This is a genomic window from Pseudooceanicola marinus, from assembly GCF_002786295.1.
Lineage (GTDB): Bacteria > Pseudomonadota > Alphaproteobacteria > Rhodobacterales > Rhodobacteraceae > Pseudooceanicola > Pseudooceanicola marinus.
The window spans coordinates 99,839-116,726 of the sequence record NZ_PGTC01000009.1 but is presented as its reverse complement, the minus strand read 5'-3'; the positions used below and the strand labels follow the sequence as shown (position 1 = coordinate 116,726).

20 protein-coding genes are annotated in these 16,888 nt (G+C 66.7%); 11 read left to right on the top strand and 9 right to left on the bottom strand.

Annotated features, from left to right (window positions below; all coding sequences use genetic code 11):
- Nucleotides 1-3: 3 nt before the first annotated feature.
- Nucleotides 4-591, bottom strand: a complete 588-nt coding sequence (locus tag CVM50_RS01830) for a DNA-3-methyladenine glycosylase I (RefSeq protein WP_085886393.1) — start codon at nt 589-591, stop codon at nt 4-6.
- 62 nt (nt 592-653) lie between these two features.
- Between CVM50_RS01830 and CVM50_RS01825 the strand changes: the two genes are divergently transcribed.
- From CVM50_RS01825 to phbB, 3 genes are all read left to right on the top strand, one after another.
- Entirely contained in the window at nt 654-1,475 is an 822-nt protein-coding gene (locus CVM50_RS01825) for an EAL domain-containing protein (RefSeq protein WP_085886394.1), read from the top strand.
- Between the two features lie 166 nt (nt 1,476-1,641).
- The gene (locus CVM50_RS01820; RefSeq protein WP_085886395.1) at nt 1,642-2,817 is read left to right on the top strand and encodes an acetyl-CoA C-acetyltransferase; all 1,176 of its coding nucleotides are present in this window, start codon (nt 1,642-1,644) and stop codon (nt 2,815-2,817) included.
- A gap of 185 nt (nt 2,818-3,002) precedes the next feature.
- Nucleotides 3,003-3,725: an acetoacetyl-CoA reductase gene (gene phbB / locus CVM50_RS01815; protein WP_085886396.1), complete on the top strand. Its 723-nt coding sequence runs from the start codon at nt 3,003-3,005 to the stop codon at nt 3,723-3,725.
- A gap of 242 nt (nt 3,726-3,967) precedes the next feature.
- Here the strand turns inward: phbB and CVM50_RS01810 are convergent, their stop codons facing one another.
- The 3 genes from CVM50_RS01810 to CVM50_RS01800 form a co-directional block, all read right to left on the bottom strand.
- A complete protein-coding gene (locus CVM50_RS01810) occupies nt 3,968-4,138 on the bottom strand; it encodes a YdcH family protein (RefSeq protein WP_085886397.1) in 171 nt (56 codons plus the stop codon).
- A 155-nt stretch (nt 4,139-4,293) separates the two neighbouring features.
- The gene (locus CVM50_RS01805; protein ID WP_232618124.1) at nt 4,294-5,082 is read right to left on the bottom strand and encodes a tRNA1(Val) (adenine(37)-N6)-methyltransferase; all 789 of its coding nucleotides are present in this window, start codon (nt 5,080-5,082) and stop codon (nt 4,294-4,296) included.
- Nucleotides 5,079-5,294: a putative signal transducing protein gene (locus CVM50_RS01800; RefSeq protein ID WP_085886398.1), complete on the bottom strand. Its 216-nt coding sequence runs from the start codon at nt 5,292-5,294 to the stop codon at nt 5,079-5,081. Before CVM50_RS01800 ends, CVM50_RS01805 begins: the two co-directional genes overlap by 4 nt.
- 106 nt (nt 5,295-5,400) lie before the next feature.
- Here CVM50_RS01800 and CVM50_RS01795 point away from each other — a divergent pair, with 106 nt between their 5' ends.
- The gene (locus CVM50_RS01795) at nt 5,401-6,381 is read left to right on the top strand and encodes a polyprenyl synthetase family protein (RefSeq protein ID WP_085886399.1); all 981 of its coding nucleotides are present in this window, start codon (nt 5,401-5,403) and stop codon (nt 6,379-6,381) included.
- 85 nt (nt 6,382-6,466) lie between these two features.
- Here the strand turns inward: CVM50_RS01795 and CVM50_RS01790 are convergent, their stop codons facing one another.
- The 3 genes from CVM50_RS01790 to CVM50_RS01780 all read right to left on the bottom strand — a co-directional run bounded on the left by CVM50_RS01790 (nt 6,467) and on the right by CVM50_RS01780 (nt 8,697).
- The gene (locus CVM50_RS01790; RefSeq protein ID WP_085886400.1) at nt 6,467-7,495 is read right to left on the bottom strand and encodes a hypothetical protein; all 1,029 of its coding nucleotides are present in this window, start codon (nt 7,493-7,495) and stop codon (nt 6,467-6,469) included.
- Between the two features lie 200 nt (nt 7,496-7,695).
- Entirely contained in the window at nt 7,696-8,166 is a 471-nt protein-coding gene (greA, locus tag CVM50_RS01785) for a transcription elongation factor GreA (protein ID WP_085886401.1), read from the bottom strand.
- 147 nt (nt 8,167-8,313) lie between these two features.
- The gene (locus tag CVM50_RS01780; protein ID WP_085886402.1) at nt 8,314-8,697 is read right to left on the bottom strand and encodes a VOC family protein; all 384 of its coding nucleotides are present in this window, start codon (nt 8,695-8,697) and stop codon (nt 8,314-8,316) included.
- An 82-nt stretch (nt 8,698-8,779) separates the two neighbouring features.
- Here CVM50_RS01780 and soxR point away from each other — a divergent pair, with 82 nt between their 5' ends.
- The 5 genes from soxR (at nt 8,780) to CVM50_RS01755 (ending at nt 14,327) form a co-directional block, all read left to right on the top strand.
- A complete protein-coding gene (gene soxR / locus CVM50_RS01775) occupies nt 8,780-9,295 on the top strand; it encodes a redox-sensitive transcriptional activator SoxR (protein WP_085886403.1) in 516 nt (171 codons plus the stop codon).
- A gap of 97 nt (nt 9,296-9,392) precedes the next feature.
- Nucleotides 9,393-11,036, top strand: coding sequence for an electron transfer flavoprotein-ubiquinone oxidoreductase (locus CVM50_RS01770; protein ID WP_085886404.1), 1,644 nt, complete (start codon nt 9,393-9,395; stop codon nt 11,034-11,036).
- Between the two features lie 109 nt (nt 11,037-11,145).
- The gene (locus CVM50_RS01765) at nt 11,146-12,849 is read left to right on the top strand and encodes a tetratricopeptide repeat protein (protein WP_085886405.1); all 1,704 of its coding nucleotides are present in this window, start codon (nt 11,146-11,148) and stop codon (nt 12,847-12,849) included.
- A gap of 30 nt (nt 12,850-12,879) precedes the next feature.
- Entirely contained in the window at nt 12,880-13,722 is an 843-nt protein-coding gene (locus CVM50_RS01760) for a 4-(cytidine 5'-diphospho)-2-C-methyl-D-erythritol kinase (protein ID WP_085886406.1), read from the top strand.
- A gap of 122 nt (nt 13,723-13,844) precedes the next feature.
- Nucleotides 13,845-14,327 (top strand): lytic transglycosylase domain-containing protein, encoded by a 483-nt coding sequence (locus tag CVM50_RS01755; RefSeq protein WP_085886407.1) that lies wholly within the window; start codon nt 13,845-13,847, stop codon nt 14,325-14,327.
- Nucleotides 14,328-14,331: 4 nt separating this feature from the next.
- On the opposite strand, the gene mobA is transcribed toward CVM50_RS01755, so the two are convergent.
- A complete protein-coding gene (gene mobA / locus CVM50_RS01750; RefSeq protein ID WP_085886408.1) occupies nt 14,332-14,952 on the bottom strand; it encodes a molybdenum cofactor guanylyltransferase MobA in 621 nt (206 codons plus the stop codon).
- Between the two features lie 121 nt (nt 14,953-15,073).
- Here mobA and CVM50_RS01745 point away from each other — a divergent pair, with 121 nt between their 5' ends.
- Together CVM50_RS01745 and CVM50_RS01740 are read left to right on the top strand one after the other, a co-directional pair.
- Nucleotides 15,074-15,808 carry an AzlC family ABC transporter permease gene (locus CVM50_RS01745; RefSeq protein ID WP_085886409.1) on the top strand — a complete coding sequence of 245 codons (735 nt, stop codon included), beginning with the start codon at nt 15,074-15,076 and terminating at the stop codon, nt 15,806-15,808.
- On the top strand, nt 15,805-16,161 hold the full coding sequence (locus CVM50_RS01740) for an AzlD domain-containing protein (RefSeq protein WP_085886410.1): 357 nt from the start codon (nt 15,805-15,807) through the stop codon (nt 16,159-16,161). The genes CVM50_RS01745 and CVM50_RS01740 overlap by 4 nt, the downstream gene beginning before the upstream one ends.
- 88 nt (nt 16,162-16,249) lie before the next feature.
- Here the strand turns inward: CVM50_RS01740 and CVM50_RS01735 are convergent, their stop codons facing one another.
- Nucleotides 16,250-16,876 carry a hypothetical protein gene (locus CVM50_RS01735; RefSeq protein WP_085886411.1) on the bottom strand — a complete coding sequence of 209 codons (627 nt, stop codon included), beginning with the start codon at nt 16,874-16,876 and terminating at the stop codon, nt 16,250-16,252.
- Nucleotides 16,877-16,888: the final 12 nt, after the last annotated feature.

Below are 16,888 nucleotides of genomic sequence, written 5' to 3'. Positions count from 1 at the left end.
AGCTCAGCCCGCCTTCATCGCCGCCACGCGGTCGTGACAATGGCACCCCACGAGATGGTCGTTGACCAGGCCGCAGGCCTCCATGAAGGCATAGACGATGGTCGGGCCGACGAAGCGGAAACCGGCCTTGCGCAGATCCTTGGACACCTGTTCCGACAGGGTCGTCGAGGGAGGCACCTCGGCCTGGGTGGCGAAGCGGGGCTGCAGGGCCACCCCGTCGACGTAGCGCCACAGGAACTGGTCGAAGCCCTCGCGCGCCTCGATCTCGATCCAGGCGCGGGCATTGCCGATGGTCGCCTCGATCTTGCCGCGATGGCGGATGATGCCCGGATCGCCCAGCAGCGCCTGCACCTCCGCCTCGCCCCAACCGGCGATGACATGGGGATCGAAGCCGTTGAAGGCATTGCGGAAATTGTCACGCTTCTTGAGGATGGTGATCCAGCTGAGCCCGGCCTGGAAGCCGTCCAGCACCAGCTTTTCCCAAAGCGCGCGACTGTCGCGTTCGGGCACGCCCCATTCCTCGTCGTGATAGGCTTGGTAGATCGGATCGGACCCGACCCAGTTGCAGCGTTGCAGTTCCTGTTGCGCCATGGACTTAACCCCCTGTTGACCTCTGTCCTGCTATCACCCGTGCGGTCAGGAGGCATCAAGTGATGGCGGGATACAAGTCGAACTGGACAGAGGTGCCCAAGGGTTGGGAGGATCCCCTGACCTATGCCATCACCACGCGCGACGCCAACCTTCTGGAAACCGTCGCCCATGCCGCCGAAGCAGGGGAGGTCGCGCTGGCCTACCAGCCAATCCTGCGCGCCGACACCGGGCAGATCGCCTTCTACGAGGGCCTGCTGCGCATCTTCGATCCCGCCGGCCGCATCATCCCCTCCCGCGAATTCATCAACCAGACCGAGGGGCTGGAACTGGGCCGCATCCTGGATTGCCAGTCGCTGGAAATCGGGCTGGCGGCGCTGAAGGACACGCCCGGCCTGCGCCTGTCGGTCAACATGTCCGCCCGGTCCATCGGCTATCCCAACTGGATGCTGACCCTGCAGCGCGGCCTGGAGGCTGATCCCACCGTGGCGGAGCGACTGATCCTGGAGATCAGCGAACGGTCGGCCATGCATGTGCCGGAACTGGTCACCTATTTCATGCGCGACCTGCAGGCGCGCGGCGTCTCCTTCGCACTGGACGATTTCGGGTCCGGCTACACCTCCTTCCGCTACCTGAAGGATTTCTATTTCGACATCCTGAAGATCGACGACAGCTTCACCCGCGGGATCGCCGAGACCCCGGACAACCAGGTCCTGGTGAAGGCGTTGCTGGTCATCGCGCATCAACTGGACATGTTCACCGTCGCCAAAGGGGTGGAGCGGGAGGAGGATGCCGCCTGGATGGCCGAGAACGACATCGAGTACCTGCAGGGGTTCTACTTCGCCGCCCCCACGCTCTACCCGTCCTGGGCCAAGAGCAACAGCTGACCCCGCGCGACCGGCGGCAGCGCGCCCGGGTCGCCCCTTCCCTGCTGGGCTGGCCACTGCCGGCGTCGCTGCGCCGCAGTATGGACCATTGAGGCAAGGCGTCAGATGTTCTATCCACAAGGCAAGGGCCTGGGGACAGCCTCGGCCCATCAGGTGGAGGACCTACATGACCAATGTCGTAATCGTATCCGCGGCCCGGACGCCCGTCGGATCCTTCCTCGGTTCTTTCGCGACCACGCCCGCCCATGACCTGGGCGCCGCCGTGCTGAGCGAAATCGTCGCCCGCGCCGGCATCGACAAGTCCGAGGTTTCCGAGACCATCCTGGGCCAGGTCCTGACCGCGGGCCAGGGCCAGAACCCCGCGCGCCAGGCCCATATCAACGCCGGCCTGCCGATCGAATCGGCCGCCTGGGGCATCAACCAGGTCTGTGGCTCGGGCCTGCGCGCCGTGGCCCTGGGCGCCCAGCACGTTATGCTGGGGGATGCCGCCATCGTCGCCGCCGGCGGCCAGGAGAACATGTCTCTGGCCCCCCATGTGGCGCACCTGCGCACCGGCACCAAGATGGGCGACGTCTCCTATATCGACTCGATGATCCGCGACGGGTTGTGGGACGCCTTCAACGGCTACCACATGGGCCAGACCGCCGAGAACGTGGCCAACCAGTGGCAGATCTCCCGCGACATGCAGGACGAGTTCGCCGTCGCATCGCAGAACAAGGCCGAGGCTGCGCAGGCCGCCGGCAAGTTCAAGGATGAGATCCTTCCCTTCACCGTGAAGACCCGCAAGGGCGAGACCGTGGTCGACCAGGATGAATACATCCGCCACGGCGCCACGATGGAAGCGATGCAGAAGCTGCGCCCCGCCTTCACCAAGGACGGCTCGGTCACTGCGGCCAACGCCTCCGGCATCAACGACGGTGCTGCCGCCGTGTTGCTGATGTCCGCCGAGGAAGCCGAAAAGCGCGGCCTGGAACCGCTGGCCCGCATCGCCTCCTACGCCACCGCCGGTCTCGACCCGTCGATCATGGGCACCGGACCGATCCCGGCGTCGAAGAAGGCGCTGGAAAAGGCCGGCTGGGCCGTCAGCGACCTGGACCTGGTGGAGGCGAACGAGGCCTTCGCCGCCCAGGCCTGTGCCGTGAACAAGGACATGGGCTGGGATCCGTCGATCGTGAACGTGAACGGCGGCGCCATCGCCATCGGCCACCCGATCGGTGCCTCGGGGTGCCGAATCCTCAACACGCTTCTGTTCGAGATGAAGCGCCGCGAGGCGAAAAAGGGCCTCGCCACGCTCTGCATCGGTGGCGGCATGGGCGTTGCCATGTGCCTCGAACGCCCCTGACCTGCGACAGAAAGGCGCCCCAACGGGCGCCTTTCTTGTATCTGTGATCTTCATCGTCTCAGATACGTGAAAACACGTACCCCGGCGCCCGGCACAGCCGAAATCGGTTGAGAAATTTTATTGCGTCATGGAATTGTGTTTTGTAACCGTATTACTGAGCAAAGTATTTTAAGTGGGAGGAAAACATGGCTCGTACAGCTCTCGTCACCGGCGGCACGCGCGGCATCGGCGCGGCAATTTCCAAGGCGCTGAAGGGGGCGGGCTATCAGGTGGCCGCGACCTTCGCCGGCAATGAGGCCGCCGCCGCCGCCTTCACCGAGGAAACCGGCATTCACACCTACAAGTGGGATGTCTCCTCCTACGAGGACAGCAAGGCCGGCATCGAAAAGGTCGAGGCGGACCTGGGTCCGATCGACGTGGTGGTGGCCAACGCAGGCATCACCCGTGACGCGCCCTTCCACAAGATGAGGCCCGACCAGTGGTCCGAGGTGGTCAACACCAACCTCACCGGCGTCTTCAACACCGTGCACCCCGTCTGGCCCGGCATGCGCGAACGCAAGTTCGGCCGCGTCATCGTGATCTCTTCGATCAACGGGCAGAAGGGCCAGTTCGGGCAGGTGAACTATGCCGCCACCAAGGCGGGCGATCTGGGCATCGTGAAATCCCTGGCTCAGGAAGGCGCGCGTTTCGGCATCACCGCCAACGCCATCTGCCCTGGCTACATCGCGACCGAGATGGTCATGGCCGTGCCGGAGAAGGTGCGCGAGTCGATCATCGCGCAGATCCCCACCGGCCGCCTGGGCGAACCGGAGGAGATCGCCCGCTGCGTGCTCTTCCTGGCTGACGATGACGCAACCTTCGTCAATGGCTCAACCATCACCGCCAACGGCGGACAGTTCTTCGTCTGAGCCTGCACACACCGCAAACACCCTTCAAAGGCGCCGGCACCCCCGGCGCCTTTTCGCATCTCCGCTGTCGTGCCGGTGCCCCCCGACGCCGCGCCCCCTCGGGCCTCCGCGCGCTGCCGCAAATGAAAGGGCGGCGAAGCCTGATGCTCGCCGCCCTGGGTCTTGGGGGGATTTTCGGAAGGTGTTCGGTCGTGGCACCCTGGCCGACGACGGTCAGGGTGATCGTCACACCCGGGTCACGCTCAGTGCGCGGGGGCCAGGCGGGTAATCTCTTCCTTCAGGCGAAGCTTCTGCTTCTTCATTGCGGTGATCTCGGAAGACGAGACGCCGGGCGACCGTTGGGCTTCATCCACGGCCGCCGAGAGGTGGGCATGTTTCTTCTTCAGTTCCTCAACATGGGAAGACAGGCTCATTGGGGACACTCCTCTCTATGGTGAACATCTTCAGTGCAGCACATTTTCATATTTCTGTCACGCACCACGATGAAGCATCCTTCCCAAGCGCTTAAACCGGCGTAAATGTGCGGGTTTGGGCGGGGGAAAGGCGCAAATCGCCCGCATCTTTTCGCCTAGACGGCGAACTCCAGCGGCGCGGCAGCCCGCATGATGCGACTCGCCTCATCCGTGTAATCGCTGCCCAGCTCCGAATGCGCCTCCCCCTCATGCAGCAGAAGACCCGCGTGCAGGCGGAAGGCGGCGCGCCCGCCCTTGCGCCCGCGCAGCAGCACAAGCTGGCTTTCGCGTCCTGCGCGCGGCACCAGCGGTTTCAGCTCCAGCGAGCCAAGTCGCGCGGCGAAGGCCGTCATCAGATCCGGCAATCGTTCGGCCCGGTGGATGAAGGTGACGGTGCCTCCGGGCCGGCAGCGGCGCGCGGCGGCATCGACCCAGAGGGCCAGCGGGGTTTCCTCGCCCAGGGCGCCTTCGCGGTCGTCGGCCCGGGCGCGGACAGAGGCGTCGCGGCGGAAATAGGGGGGATTGGCGATGACATGGTGGAACTGCTGCTGGCGCAGCGCCTCGGGCATCACCGTCAGGTCACCGCAGGTCACCGTCATCTCCAGCCCGTTCTCGCGGGCATTGCGCCGGGCCAGCTCGGCATAGGCGGGCTGACGTTCCAGCCCCGCCAGGCGCAGCCCCGGCACTCGCGCTCCGGCACAGAGCGCCGCCGTGCCCGCGCCGCAGCCCAGGTCCAGCAGGCTTTCGCCCGGCCGGGCCAGCACCGCGGCCGCCAGCAGCACCGGATCGGCCCCGGCGCGATAGCCCTTGCGGGGCTGGCGCAACACCAGCCGCCCGCCCAGGAACTTGTCGGCACTCAGTTCGGCCTCGGGCCAGCCCCCTGCGACGGCCTCCGGCGTGCTCACGACGTGACCGGCAGGCCGTTGTCCCGCATCACCTCTGCCGCGGCGTCAAAATCGTCATCGCGCACCATCAGACGGCGCGGCAAAATGCCGAGCGAACCATCCAGAACGCTCATGTTTACGTCCATTTCAAAGCAGTCTATATCCTCCCCCTGAAGCAGGGCCTGGGCGAATGCCATTTGTGTCGGATCGGTACTGCGCAGAAGCTCTTTCATGCGCCCAGCCCTACAGAAGCCCTGCGCCGAACGCCAGTTTCTTGACGGGCCAGCCGCCCCACCGGGGCCATGAAATGACGGGAGAGCCTGGGTGAGCCAAGCCGAGATGAAACCCAACGACGCACTGGCCGCCGCCCTGTCGGCCGAGCTGGACGCAGTGAATACCCTCATCAAGGAGCGCATGGCGTCGAAACACGCCCCCCGCATCCCCGAGGTCACCGCGCACCTGATCGAGGCCGGCGGCAAGCGCCTGCGCCCGATGCTGGTGCTGGCTGCGGCCAAAATGTGCGGCTACACCGGCCCCTACCACATCCATCTGGCCACCACGGTGGAATTCATCCACACCGCCACCCTGCTGCATGACGACGTGGTCGACGAAAGCCAGCAGCGGCGCGGCCGGCCCACGGCCAACCTGCTGTGGGACAACCAGTCCTCGGTGCTGGTCGGCGACTATCTCTTTGCCCGTGCCTTCCAGATGATGGTCGAGCCCGGCAACCTGCGCGTCCTCGACATCCTGTCGTCGTCCGCGGCGGTCATCACCGAGGGCGAGGTGCTGCAGCTGTCGGTGGCGCAGGAACTGAAGACAACCGAAGAGACCTATCTGACGGTGGTGCGCGGCAAGACCGCCGCGCTGTTCTCGGCGGCGACGCAATCGGGCGCCGTATTGGCGGAGGCGCCGGAAGAGCATATCGAGGCGCTTTATACCTATGGCGACGCCCTGGGCATCGCGTTCCAGATGGCGGACGACCTGCTGGATTACCTGGGCGACAGCGGCCAGACCGGCAAGAACGTCGGCGACGACTTCCGCGAACGCAAGATGACCCTGCCGGTGATCCGCGCCATAGCGGCGGCGGATGAGGAGGAAATGGCCTTCTGGACCCGCACCATCGCCCGCGGCAAGCAGGTCGAAGGCGACCTGGATCAGGCCATGGCGCTGTTCGCCAAGCACGACACGCTGGAAAGCACCCGCCAGACCGCGCTGGACTGGTCCGAGACAGCCCGACGCGCCCTGCAGGTCCTGCCGCAGAGCGAGCTGCGCGACACCCTGTCGGACCTCGCCGCCTATGTGGTCGCCCGGCTGAACTGAGCCAGCGAGCGATCGGCCCACAGGATGCGAAAAAGGCGCGCCGGCTGTCCCGGACGCGCCTTTTTCATGTCTCCTGCAAGCGGGATCAGTCGAAGATCCCGGCCACCCGTCCCAGCAGCATGAAGGCGCGGGCGGTGCGGGTGTCGGCCAGGTCCTGGATGTCCTGGTCGCTGCCGGTCTTCTCGAACTCCACGAACATCTTGTCGAAGCGGCGCAGGAAATGATGCGCGGCATCGCGGAAGATCGGATCCTGTTTCATCCGGCCCGCCGCCAGCGCCAGCGAGCTGCGGTCGCGGATGCCACCCAGGGCCGCGATCTGCCGGCCGCGTTCCCCGGCGGCGAAGCGACGCCAGATTTCCGACCGCGCGGTGTCGGGGCGCAGGTCATCCATGTAGATGCCGTCCTGGCTGAGCAGAGTCAGCACGTCCTGCGCCGCCTGGATCAGCAGGGCCGTCTGCCGGTCCTTCAGCGCCTTGCGCAGCGCGGCGAAGCCTTCCTCGTCCTCCGCCGTTTCGGGGAAGTTCAGGGCGCGGACGAAATCGTCCTTCACCACCGGCACCTGCGGCGCCTCTTCCGGCGTGCCCAGGGGAAGCGGCGCCTGGTCCGCATCCTGCGGCCTGGGCGCGGGCGTCGCCAGCGCCGGCTGCGGCGCGGCATCTGCCGGGGCGGAATGATCGCGGATCGAGGAGAAGGTCAGCAGCGCCGTCTCGGTCTTGCGCTGTGCCATGGCGATCTCGTCGAGCTTGCGCGCGATCGAGGCGTCGCCCCCCTTCTGGTTCTGGCTGACATAGGCCTGGCGGATCGCGTCGATGGCGGTGCGCAGCCGCAGGCTCTCCTCGCGCATGACCCGGGCCGAACGCGCGGCCATCGCCGCCACCCAGATCATCGCCACCGGCATCAGCACGGCAAAGACCGTCAGCACCAGTTGCAGCGACCGCAGGCGGTCGCCGTCGCCGGCGTCCGCGTCGTAGAGAAAGAGGAAATAGACCGCCGCGCCCAGAACCCAGGCCAGGCTGGCCAGCACGGCGACCGCTTCGGCCACCGACACTCCCGGGCGGTGCTTGCTGTCATAGGCGCCGACAAGGGTCGACTTGCTTGTCTGGCTCTCGCTCATCCCGGCCCTCTGCAGACCACTGTCAACCGGGGTACGGGCCGCAGCGGCCCTTTCCCCAAGCTGCTTGTTGGCTCCGAAACGGCTTTGGGCGAAGACGCGGCGCCATTGCGGCGCCGTGCTCCCCGTTCCACCTTTGTGGTCCGCGGCACTGTCGCCGCCTGGCTTGGTCAAGGCAGGTATCCGTCTCGTCAGCGTTCGTCTTATTGATAGCTGATCTTCAGCACTTCGTAGGATTTTTCACCACCCGGCGTGCGGACCTCGACGGAATCGCCTTCTTCCTTGCCGATCAGCGCCCGGGCAATGGGCGAGCGGATGTTCAGCAGGCCCTTCTCGATGTTGGCCTCCTGCTCGCCTACGATCTGCCAGGTCTTCTCCTCGTCGGTATCCTCGTCGACCAGGGTGACGGTGGCCCCGAACTTGATGCTGCCCGACAGGGTCTTGGGGTCGATCACTTCGGCCAGGCCCAGCAGGCCCTCGATTTCCTTGATCCGGCCCTCGATGAAGCTCTGCTTCTCGCGGGCGGAATGGTACTCGGCGTTTTCCGAAAGGTCGCCGTGCTCCCGTGCTTCGGAAATCGCGCGAATGATCTCGGGACGTTCCACGGATTTCAACTGTTTCAACTCGGCTTCAAGCTGCTGGAAGCCAGTGCGGGTCATCGGTACTTTTTCCATTCGGCCCTCCATGGCACGGAGAAAGGGGCCTGCGAGGGCCCCTCTCTCAAATCTCGTCGTTCGGTTACCTGACCCAAAGCAGGGCGCCTTTGCAAGCGAATTGCGGGCGCTGCCGGCAGGGCCCGTCTGCGCGTGAGCGGTGGCGCGCTACCCCTGCCGCGCCGCCACTTCCCATTCGATTCCATCGTGGTCGAGGAAACAGAAGCGCCGGCGCGCACCGGCCTCGCGGTGGTTGATCGGCTCGAACCCGGCGTTGGCCACCCGTGCTTCCACCGCGCCGATATCCTCCTCCGTCAGCACCGACAGCTGATTCAGCATGCCCTGTGTCCGGTATCGCGCCGGACGCGGCGCATTCGGCCCGCCGAAGGTGAAAAGCGCGATATAGCTGTCGTCGGTGCCCACATGGACCGTCCGACCGACCTCGATGCCCGACCCGCGCCACAGCACCTGCCAGCCAAAGACATCGCACAGCCAGGCGGCGGTCGCGTCGGGGTCGTCCACGGTGATGTTGGCGTGGTCCAGTCGGATCATCTCTTCGGTGTCCTGTCTTGGGCTGAATTTCGACCTTTCCAATCCTGATAGCTAAAGTAAACTTTAGGGCAAGGGGAAAGAAATGAGACAATCCAATAGCATACGTAGAACTGCGCGTCGCGACAGCCTGTCCATCGGCGCCATGGCCACCCGAACGGGCCTGTCGGTCTCGGCGATCCGCTACTACGAAAGCGAGGGGTTGATCGCGCCCTGGCGCAACGAGGCGGGCCAGCGCCGCTATGAGCGGGCCGACATCCGCCGCCTGTCCTTCGTGCTGATCGCCCAGAGCCTGGGCGGCTCGATCGCCGAGATCCGTGCCCAGCTGGCCACCCTGCCCCGGGGCCGCACGCCCACGGCCGCCGACTGGCGCCGCCTGTCCGCCCACTACCGCGCCGACCTGGACCGCCGCATCGCCCAGCTGACCAAACTGCGTGACGATCTGGATGGTTGCATCGGCTGCGGCTGCCTCTCTCTTGAGCGCTGCGCGCTCTACAACCCGGGGGACCGGGCCGCTCGCCTTGGCGCCGGTCCGCGCTATCTGTTGGGCGACGACACAGCGGAAACGCCGGAAAACGCGAGCGATAACAGCAGTTCATGACGCATCGTTGCAATTGACCAGCGCGCCGCGAAGCGGCTAACGATGCGAAAGAAAATTTCGAAGCCCATAACAAAGCCACGCCGACAGGGAAGCCAACATGTCCGAGACACAACGCGAAACGATGGAATATGACGTGGTGATCGTCGGGGCCGGCCCCGCCGGTCTGTCCGCCGCCATCCGCCTGAAACAGCTCGATTCCGACCTGGAGGTCGTGGTGCTGGAGAAGGGCTCGGAAGTGGGCGCACACATCCTCTCGGGCGCCGTGCTGGACCCCTGTGGCCTGGACGCGCTGATCCCCGACTGGAAGGAAAAGGGCGCGCCGCTGAACACGCCGGTCAAGGACGACAATTTCTACATGCTGGGCGAAGCGGGCCAGATCCGCGTGCCCAACTTCCCCATGCCGCCGCTGATGAACAACCACGGCAACTACATCGTGTCGATGGGCAACGTCTGCCGCTGGATGGCCGAACAGGCCGAGGAGCTGGGGGTCGAGATCTTCCCCGGCATGGCCTGTTCCGAGCTGGTCTATGACGGCGACGTGGTGAAGGGCGTCGTGGCCGGCGAGTTCGGCCGCAACCCCGACGGCACCGAGGGCCCGGGCTACGAGCCGGGGATGGAGCTGCACGGCAAGTATGTCTTCATCTCCGAGGGCGTGCGCGGCTCGCTCGCCAAGGAGCTGATCAACAAGTACGAGCTGTCGAAGGGCCATGAGCCGCAGAAGTTCGGCCTCGGGATGAAGGAAATCTGGGAAATCGACCCGGCCAAGCACAAGGAAGGGTCCGTGACCCACACCATGGGCTGGCCCCTGGGCAAGAACGCCGGCGGCGGGTCCTTCATCTACCACCTGGAGAACAACCAGGTCTACGTGGGCTTCGTGGTGCACCTGAACTACAAGAACCCGCACCTCTTCCCCTACATGGAATTCCAGCGATTCAAGCATCACCCGATCGTCAAGGACCTGCTGGAAGGCGGCAAGCGCGTGGCCTACGGCGCCCGCGCCATTTCCGAGGGCGGTTATCAGTCGATGCCGAAGATGACCGTGCCGGGCGCCGCCCTGCTGGGCTGTTCGGTGGGCATGGTCAACGTGCCGCGCATCAAGGGCAACCATAACGCCATGCTCTCGGGCAAGGCCGCCGCCGAGGCCGCCTATGAGGCGCTGCAGGCCGGCCGCAGCTCGGATGAGCTGACCGCCTACGAAGACGAGGTGCGCTCGGGCGCCATCGGCAAGGACCTGAAGAAGGTCCGCAACGTGAAGCCGCTGTGGTCCAAGTACGGCCTGACCGCCAGCCTGGCGCTCGGCGGCATGGACATGTGGACCAACACCTTCGGCTTCTCCCTGCTGGGCACCCTGGGCCACGGCAAGACCGACGCCGAGGCGACCGAAGAGGCATCGAAGCACAAGCCGATCGACTATCCCAAGCCCGACGGCAAGATCAGCTTCGACCGGCTGACCAACGTCTCCTTCGCGGCCACCAACCATGAGGAAAGCCAGCCCTGCCACCTGAAGCTGGCCGATCCGGACCTGCCCGTGCGGGAGAACCTGCCGAAATACGGCGGCCCCTCGGCGCGCTACTGCCCGGCCGGGGTCTACGAATTCATCGGCGAAGGGGACGACAAGCGGTTCCAGATCAACTTCCAGAACTGCGTCCACTGCAAGACCTGCGACATCAAGGACCCGGCCCAGAACATCAACTGGACCACGCCCCAGGGCGGTGACGGGCCCAACTATCCCAATATGTAAACTTCGCGGGAACAATTCCGCGAGCAGGGGCGTCCATCGGGCGCCCCTCATTGCTTTCGCGACCGCCCGCTTCTAGTCTCGGCTGACCAGAAATACCGAGAGGTACGGCATGACAGGAATGAAGCTCTCCGCATCGCTGACGGCGCTGACCTGCGCCGTCCTGCTGCCGTTGCCCGTGGCGGCGGCGGACCTGGCCGGCAACTACCTTGCCGCGCGCCAGGCCCGGCTAACCTCCGACTATGATGCGGCGATCCACTACTACATGCGTGCGCTCGGCGACCAGCCGCGCGAACCGCTGCTGCTCGATGGGCTGATCATGGCCCAGGTCTCCGCCGGGGCGGTGGATGCCGCCCTCAGCCCGGCACAGCGGCTGGACGAGATGAACATCGACAGCCAGGTCGGCCACATGGCCCTGATCGTCGATGCGGTGAAACGCGAGGATTACGCCTCGGTGCTGACCCGCATCGAGCAGAGCCGTGCCATCGGCCCGCTGGTCGACGGGCTGCTGGCCGCCTGGATGGAACTGGGCCAGGGCAACATGGGCGCCGCGCTGGCGCGGTTCGACAGCGTCGCCGGTGAACCCGGCCTGGCTCGCTTCGCCCGCTATCACAAGGCGCTGGCCCTGTCCTACGTGGGCGATTACGAGGGCGCCGAGGCGCTCTATGCCTCCGACAGCGAAAACCCGGTGCAGATGACACGCCGCAGCGTGCTGTCCCGGGTCGAAGCCCTGTCGCAGCTCGATCGCAACGAGGATGCGCTGAGCCTGCTGGACAGCATCTTCGGCTCCGACCCGGGGATGGAGATCAAGGACCTGCGCGAACGGCTGGCCGCCGGGGAAACCCTGCCCAACAGCCATGTCAACTCCGTCGCCGACGGCGTAGCTGAGGTGTTCTATTCCGTGGCCGCCGCGCTGGAACAGGAAACCGCCGAGGCCTACACCCTGCTTTACGCCCGCGTCGCCACCGCGCTGCGCCCCGACCACGTCGATGCCATCCTGCTGTCGGGCGAGCTGCTGGAGGACCTGGGGCGCCCCGAACTGGCGACCCGCGCCTACCGCGCCGTGCCGCGCGACAACCCGAATTTCTACCTGGCCGAGCTGGGCCGTGCCACGGCGCTGCGCCGCGCCGGCCGCGAGGATGCGGCGATCGAGGTGCTGGACCAGCTGGCCGCCACCTACCCTACCCTACCCAAGATCCAGGCCTCGCGCGGGGATCACTACCGCTGGCAGGGCCGCCACATGGATGCCGTTCAGGCCTATGACGCGGCGCTGGATCTCTACAGTGGTGACGACCCGTCGAAATGGTTCGTCTACTACGCCCGCGGCATGAGCCAGGAACGGCTGGACAACTGGGAAGACGCCAAGACGGATTTCCGCGCCGCCCTCGCGATCAACCCCGATCAGCCCAACCTGCTGAACTATCTCGGCTACGCCATGGTCGAGAAGGGGGAGAACCTGGACGAGGCGCTGACGATGATCGAGCGCGCGGTCGAGCTGGACAACTCGTCGGGCTACATCGTCGACAGCCTGGGCTGGGCCTTCTACCAGCTGGGCCGCTACGAGGACGCGGTGGTGCAGATGGAACGCGCGGCAGAGTTGATGCCCGTCGACCCGGTGATCAACGACCACCTGGGCGATGTCTACTGGAAGGTGGGCCGCATCCGCGAGGCGCAATTCCAGTGGACCCGCGCCCTGTCCTTCAATCCCGAAGAGGACGAGGCCGACCGCATCCGACGCAAGCTGGCCGCGGGGCTGGACGCCGTGCTGGCGGAAGAGCAGAAGGGCACGGAACAGGTCGCCGCCGACGGCGGCTGATCCGCCCCTTCAAGGCTGCCCGAGGTTCCGATGACCCAGACCGACACGCCCACCGGGTCCGCGCTGCTGGCGCCGGCCAAGGTGAACCTGGCCCTGCACGTCACCGGCCAGCGCGCCGACGGCTATCACCTGCTTGATTCGCTCGTGGTCTTCGCGGACCTGGGCGATTGCCTCTCCGTTACCCCTGCCGAGGACTATTCCCTGACCGTCACCGGCCCCCGCAGCGCCGGTGTGCCGGTGGATGACGGCAATCTGTGCCTCAAGGCCGCGCGCCTTGCCGGGCGCCCCGTCGCCATCGCGCTGGAGAAGCATCTGCCGAACCAGGCGGGCATCGGGGGCGGATCCTCCGACGCCGCCGCCGTGCTGCGCGGGCTGGCCGATCTGGGCACGCCCCTGCCCGATCACCCGGAGGTGCTGGGCGCCGACGTGCCCGTCTGCCTGGCGGCCCGTGCCGCGCGGATGCAGGGGCTGGGAGAGGTGGTGACGCCCCTCCACGGCCTGCCGCCCCTGCCCGCTGTGCTGGTGAACCCTGGCCGCCCCGTCGCCACGCCGGCCGTCTTCAAGCGTCTGGAAAAGCGCGACAATCCCGGGATGGGCGAGATCCCCGAAGATCTGGCCACACCCGCCGACCTGACGACCTGGCTTGCCACCACCCGCAACGACCTGGAGGCCCCGGCGCTGGCGCTGGAGCCTGCCATCGGCGCCGTGTTGGGCGCGCTGACCAGCCTGCCGGGCTGCCTGATCGCGCGCATGTCCGGCTCCGGCGCCAGCTGTTTCGCGCTCTTTCCCGATGGCGTCACGGCGGCGGAGGCTGCGCGGATGCTGCGCGCCGCGCAGCCTGGCTGGTGGGTCGTCGATACGCGTCTCAGCTAGGCAAAAAAGGGCTCTCGACCGGCTGCGTTGCGCAACCCTCCGCCTATCGTGCCCCGCCGCGCTTTGCGATTTCGCCCCCCTGCCGTAAGCCCTTGGTAACCGAGTTTACCGGAGCCTGGCCGATGCGCCCCCTCACCACCCTGACCCTGGTTTTTGCCTGCCTTCTGCCCCTTGCCGCCTGCAGCACGCCCGATCCCGAACAGCCCTACATGGCCTTCCGCGACACGGCGCCGCTCTACCCCAACGAGACGCCCGAACTGCGCGGACTGATCGAGCAATACGCGGCGGAATACGAAGTGCCGGTGACCCTGGTCCAACGGGTGGTGATCCGCGAAAGCACCCATCGGCCCGGCGCCCGCAACGGCCCCTACTACGGGCTGATGCAGATCCTGCCGGCCACCGCCCGCTCCATGGGCTTTGCCGGCCAGCCGCGGGACCTGCTGGATGCGGAAACCAACCTGAAATACGCGGTGAAATACCTGCGCGGTGCCTGGCTTCTGTCCGACGGGGACGAGGCGACGGCAGTGAAATGGTACGCCCGCGGCTACTACTTCGAGGCCAAGCGCCAGGACATGCTGGTCGAGACCGGCCTGCGCAGCGAATAACCCCTCAGCCGTCCATCAGCGCCTGCGCCCGGGCCAGATCCTCGGGCGTGTTGATGTTGAAGAAGGGGTCGAGGCCGGGCGCGGCGAACTCCACCGCCCGGGCGCCCCGGCTTTCCGCCCAGCCCATCATCCGCCGCTGCCCAGCCTGAAGCGCGCCGCGCAGATCCTCGGCCAGTGCCACGGGCCAGAGCGCACAGGTCGGGTGCAGGCGCATCTCACCCGCCGCGTCGCGGCTTTGCGCCAGCACCGGACCGTCGTGGTCCTCGGCGGCCATCAGCAGGCGCGGCACGAAATCCCCGGGCAGGAAGGGCTGATCGCCCGCGAGGGTAAAGACCCGCTTGGCCCCCAGCCCCGCCGCCCAGTCCATCGCGGCCAGCACGCCGGCCAGCGGGCCAGGGCGCTCCGGCACCCCTTCGGGCAGGTGATCGGGGACGATCAGCAGGCCAAAGCGCTCCAGCCGTGCGGGATCGCCATTGGCGTTCAGCGCCAGGTGCGACAGCTGCGGCTCCACCCGGTCGATGACATGGGACAGCAGCGGACGCCCCGCCAGCGGCAGCAGCGCCTTCTCGCGCCCCTCCATGCGGCGCGACAAGCCACCAGCCAGGATCATGCCGGGCCGCATCATGCGCGCGCCCCGTCACGCCCCTGACCGGCCCTGCGTCCGTCCATACCGGAAGATGCGGAATATGCGTTGTGCATGTATCTCGGATTGCCTCTGGCCGGGTTGCCGGGTAGCGATACGACCCATGACAGCCTACGCCGAAACCCCCTCCCCCGCCAGCGCCCGCGCGACCTTCCTCCGAGGCATGCGCGATGGCGCGCCCTTCCTCCTGGTCGTCGGCCCCTTCGCCATGCTCTTCGGCGTGGTCGCCTCAGAGGCGGGGCTGAAGGTCTACGAGGCGCTGGTCTATTCCATCGCCGTGATCGCCGGGGCGTCCCAGTTCGCCTCGCTGCAACTGCTGCGCGACGGGGCGCCGGTGGCGGTGGCGCTGGTTTCGGCCCTGGCGGTCAACCTGCGCATGGCGATGTACTCGGCCTCGCTGACCCCGCATATCGGCGGCGCGCCCCTGTGGCAGCGGGCGTTGGCGGCCTATTTCCTGGTGGATCAAAGCTATGCCTGTTCCGTCATGGCCTTTGAAAAGCATCGTGACTGGTCGGTGTCGCAGAAGGTGGGGTATTTCTTCGGGGTGATCATCCCGATCTGCCCCTTCTGGTACGTCTTCACCGTGATCGGGGCCATGGTCGGATCGACCATCCCGCCGGAACTGGCGCTGGACTTCGCCCTGCCGATCACCTTCATCGCCATGGTGGCGCCAATGCTGCGCTCGGTCGCGCACCTCGCGGCCTGCGGCGTGGCCATCGCGCTGGCGCTGGTCTTTGCCGGGCTGCCCTACAACCTCGGCCTGCTGATCGCCGCCCTGGCGGGCATGATGACCGGCGCCGCGATCGAGAAACGCAGCCAGACGGAGGCCAGCACATGAACGGGACCGACCTCGCCACCGGCGCGGCCATCGACCGCGTCGACCTGTGGATCGTCATCATCGGGCTGGGCCTGGGCAGTTTCGCCCTACGCTTTGCCTTCCTCGGGCTGATCGGCAAACGGCAGATGCCGGAATGGCTGCTGCGCCACCTGCGCTACACCCCGGTCGCCGTGCTGCCGGCGCTGGTGGCGCCGCTGGTCGTCTGGCCCGGCGCCACGGGGGGCGAGATGGACCCGCCGCGCCTGACCGCCGCGCTGGTCACCCTGGCCCTGGGGGTGATATTCCGGCGCACCCTGCTGGCCATCGTCTGCGGTCTGGGCACCCTTTACCTGATGCTGTGGTTGATGGGCTGACACCGCAAAAGCCGCGTCCCTTCCGGGCAGAGAAAAGGCCGACCCGTCACCGGGCCGGCCTTTTTCATGTCCATCGCGTCGGGGCCTGTCAGCCCTCGGCGCGGGCGACCGTGGTTCGGTCAATGCCCAGGATCGCGCCCTCGGGCACCGGGCTGTAATCCTCGTAGTAGGAGGTCGGCGCAACGCCCGTCACCTGCTCGAAGGACTCCTGCAGCTGGTTCGGCCACCAAGTCTGACGGATACCGCCGAAGCCCGGCAGCTTCGACAGCAGCCCCGAGGTCGACAGCGCGCATTGCGCCCCCGCCACGCCGCCACGGGCGTAGGCCAGGCGCAGCGCCTGTTCGGCCACTTCAGGAGAGACCGTCACGGTCTGGGTGTCGAAATGATGCGTGTCGCGCGCGTGCATCGAACGGTAGCCTTCCCAGAAGGCCGGGCTGATGCCCACCAGGACGTCGCCTTCGCGGCGAATCTGCGGATGGTGGAAGGAGCCGGCGGGATCGAAGATCACCCGCTCCGACCCGCTGATCAGCAGCGCCGTATGCGCCCCCTTGCCGGTGTCATTGGAGCGGATGGTGATCAGCGTCAGCGACGGCGGGCCGGGGTGGCGATAGGAATCCTCCGCCATCTCGGGCGCCGGCTGGTCGTAGTCGGCGTTTTTCGCAGCACAGCCGGCAAGCACGCCGATGGCGGCCAGGGCAAGAATCAGGCGTTTCATGGAAATCTCCGT

Coding starts and splice junctions, on each gene's coding strand:
- CVM50_RS01830 (WP_085886393.1), bottom strand. CDS start 591: ATGGCGCAACAGGAACTGCAACGCTGCAACTGGGTCGGGTCCGATCCG.
- CVM50_RS01825 (WP_085886394.1), top strand. CDS start 654: ATGGCGGGATACAAGTCGAACTGGACAGAGGTGCCCAAGGGTTGGGAG.
- CVM50_RS01820 (WP_085886395.1), top strand. CDS start 1,642: ATGACCAATGTCGTAATCGTATCCGCGGCCCGGACGCCCGTCGGATCC.
- phbB (WP_085886396.1), top strand. CDS start 3,003: ATGGCTCGTACAGCTCTCGTCACCGGCGGCACGCGCGGCATCGGCGCG.
- CVM50_RS01810 (WP_085886397.1), bottom strand. CDS start 4,138: ATGAGCCTGTCTTCCCATGTTGAGGAACTGAAGAAGAAACATGCCCAC.
- CVM50_RS01800 (WP_085886398.1), bottom strand. CDS start 5,294: ATGAAAGAGCTTCTGCGCAGTACCGATCCGACACAAATGGCATTCGCC.
- CVM50_RS01795 (WP_085886399.1), top strand. CDS start 5,401: ATGAAACCCAACGACGCACTGGCCGCCGCCCTGTCGGCCGAGCTGGAC.
- CVM50_RS01790 (WP_085886400.1), bottom strand. CDS start 7,495: ATGAGCGAGAGCCAGACAAGCAAGTCGACCCTTGTCGGCGCCTATGAC.
- greA (WP_085886401.1), bottom strand. CDS start 8,166: ATGGAAAAAGTACCGATGACCCGCACTGGCTTCCAGCAGCTTGAAGCC.
- CVM50_RS01780 (WP_085886402.1), bottom strand. CDS start 8,697: ATGATCCGACTGGACCACGCCAACATCACCGTGGACGACCCCGACGCG.
- soxR (WP_085886403.1), top strand. CDS start 8,780: ATGAGACAATCCAATAGCATACGTAGAACTGCGCGTCGCGACAGCCTG.
- CVM50_RS01770 (WP_085886404.1), top strand. CDS start 9,393: ATGTCCGAGACACAACGCGAAACGATGGAATATGACGTGGTGATCGTC.
- CVM50_RS01765 (WP_085886405.1), top strand. CDS start 11,146: ATGACAGGAATGAAGCTCTCCGCATCGCTGACGGCGCTGACCTGCGCC.
- CVM50_RS01760 (WP_085886406.1), top strand. CDS start 12,880: ATGACCCAGACCGACACGCCCACCGGGTCCGCGCTGCTGGCGCCGGCC.
- CVM50_RS01755 (WP_085886407.1), top strand. CDS start 13,845: ATGCGCCCCCTCACCACCCTGACCCTGGTTTTTGCCTGCCTTCTGCCC.
- mobA (WP_085886408.1), bottom strand. CDS start 14,952: ATGATGCGGCCCGGCATGATCCTGGCTGGTGGCTTGTCGCGCCGCATG.
- CVM50_RS01745 (WP_085886409.1), top strand. CDS start 15,074: ATGACAGCCTACGCCGAAACCCCCTCCCCCGCCAGCGCCCGCGCGACC.
- CVM50_RS01740 (WP_085886410.1), top strand. CDS start 15,805: ATGAACGGGACCGACCTCGCCACCGGCGCGGCCATCGACCGCGTCGAC.
- CVM50_RS01735 (WP_085886411.1), bottom strand. CDS start 16,876: ATGAAACGCCTGATTCTTGCCCTGGCCGCCATCGGCGTGCTTGCCGGC.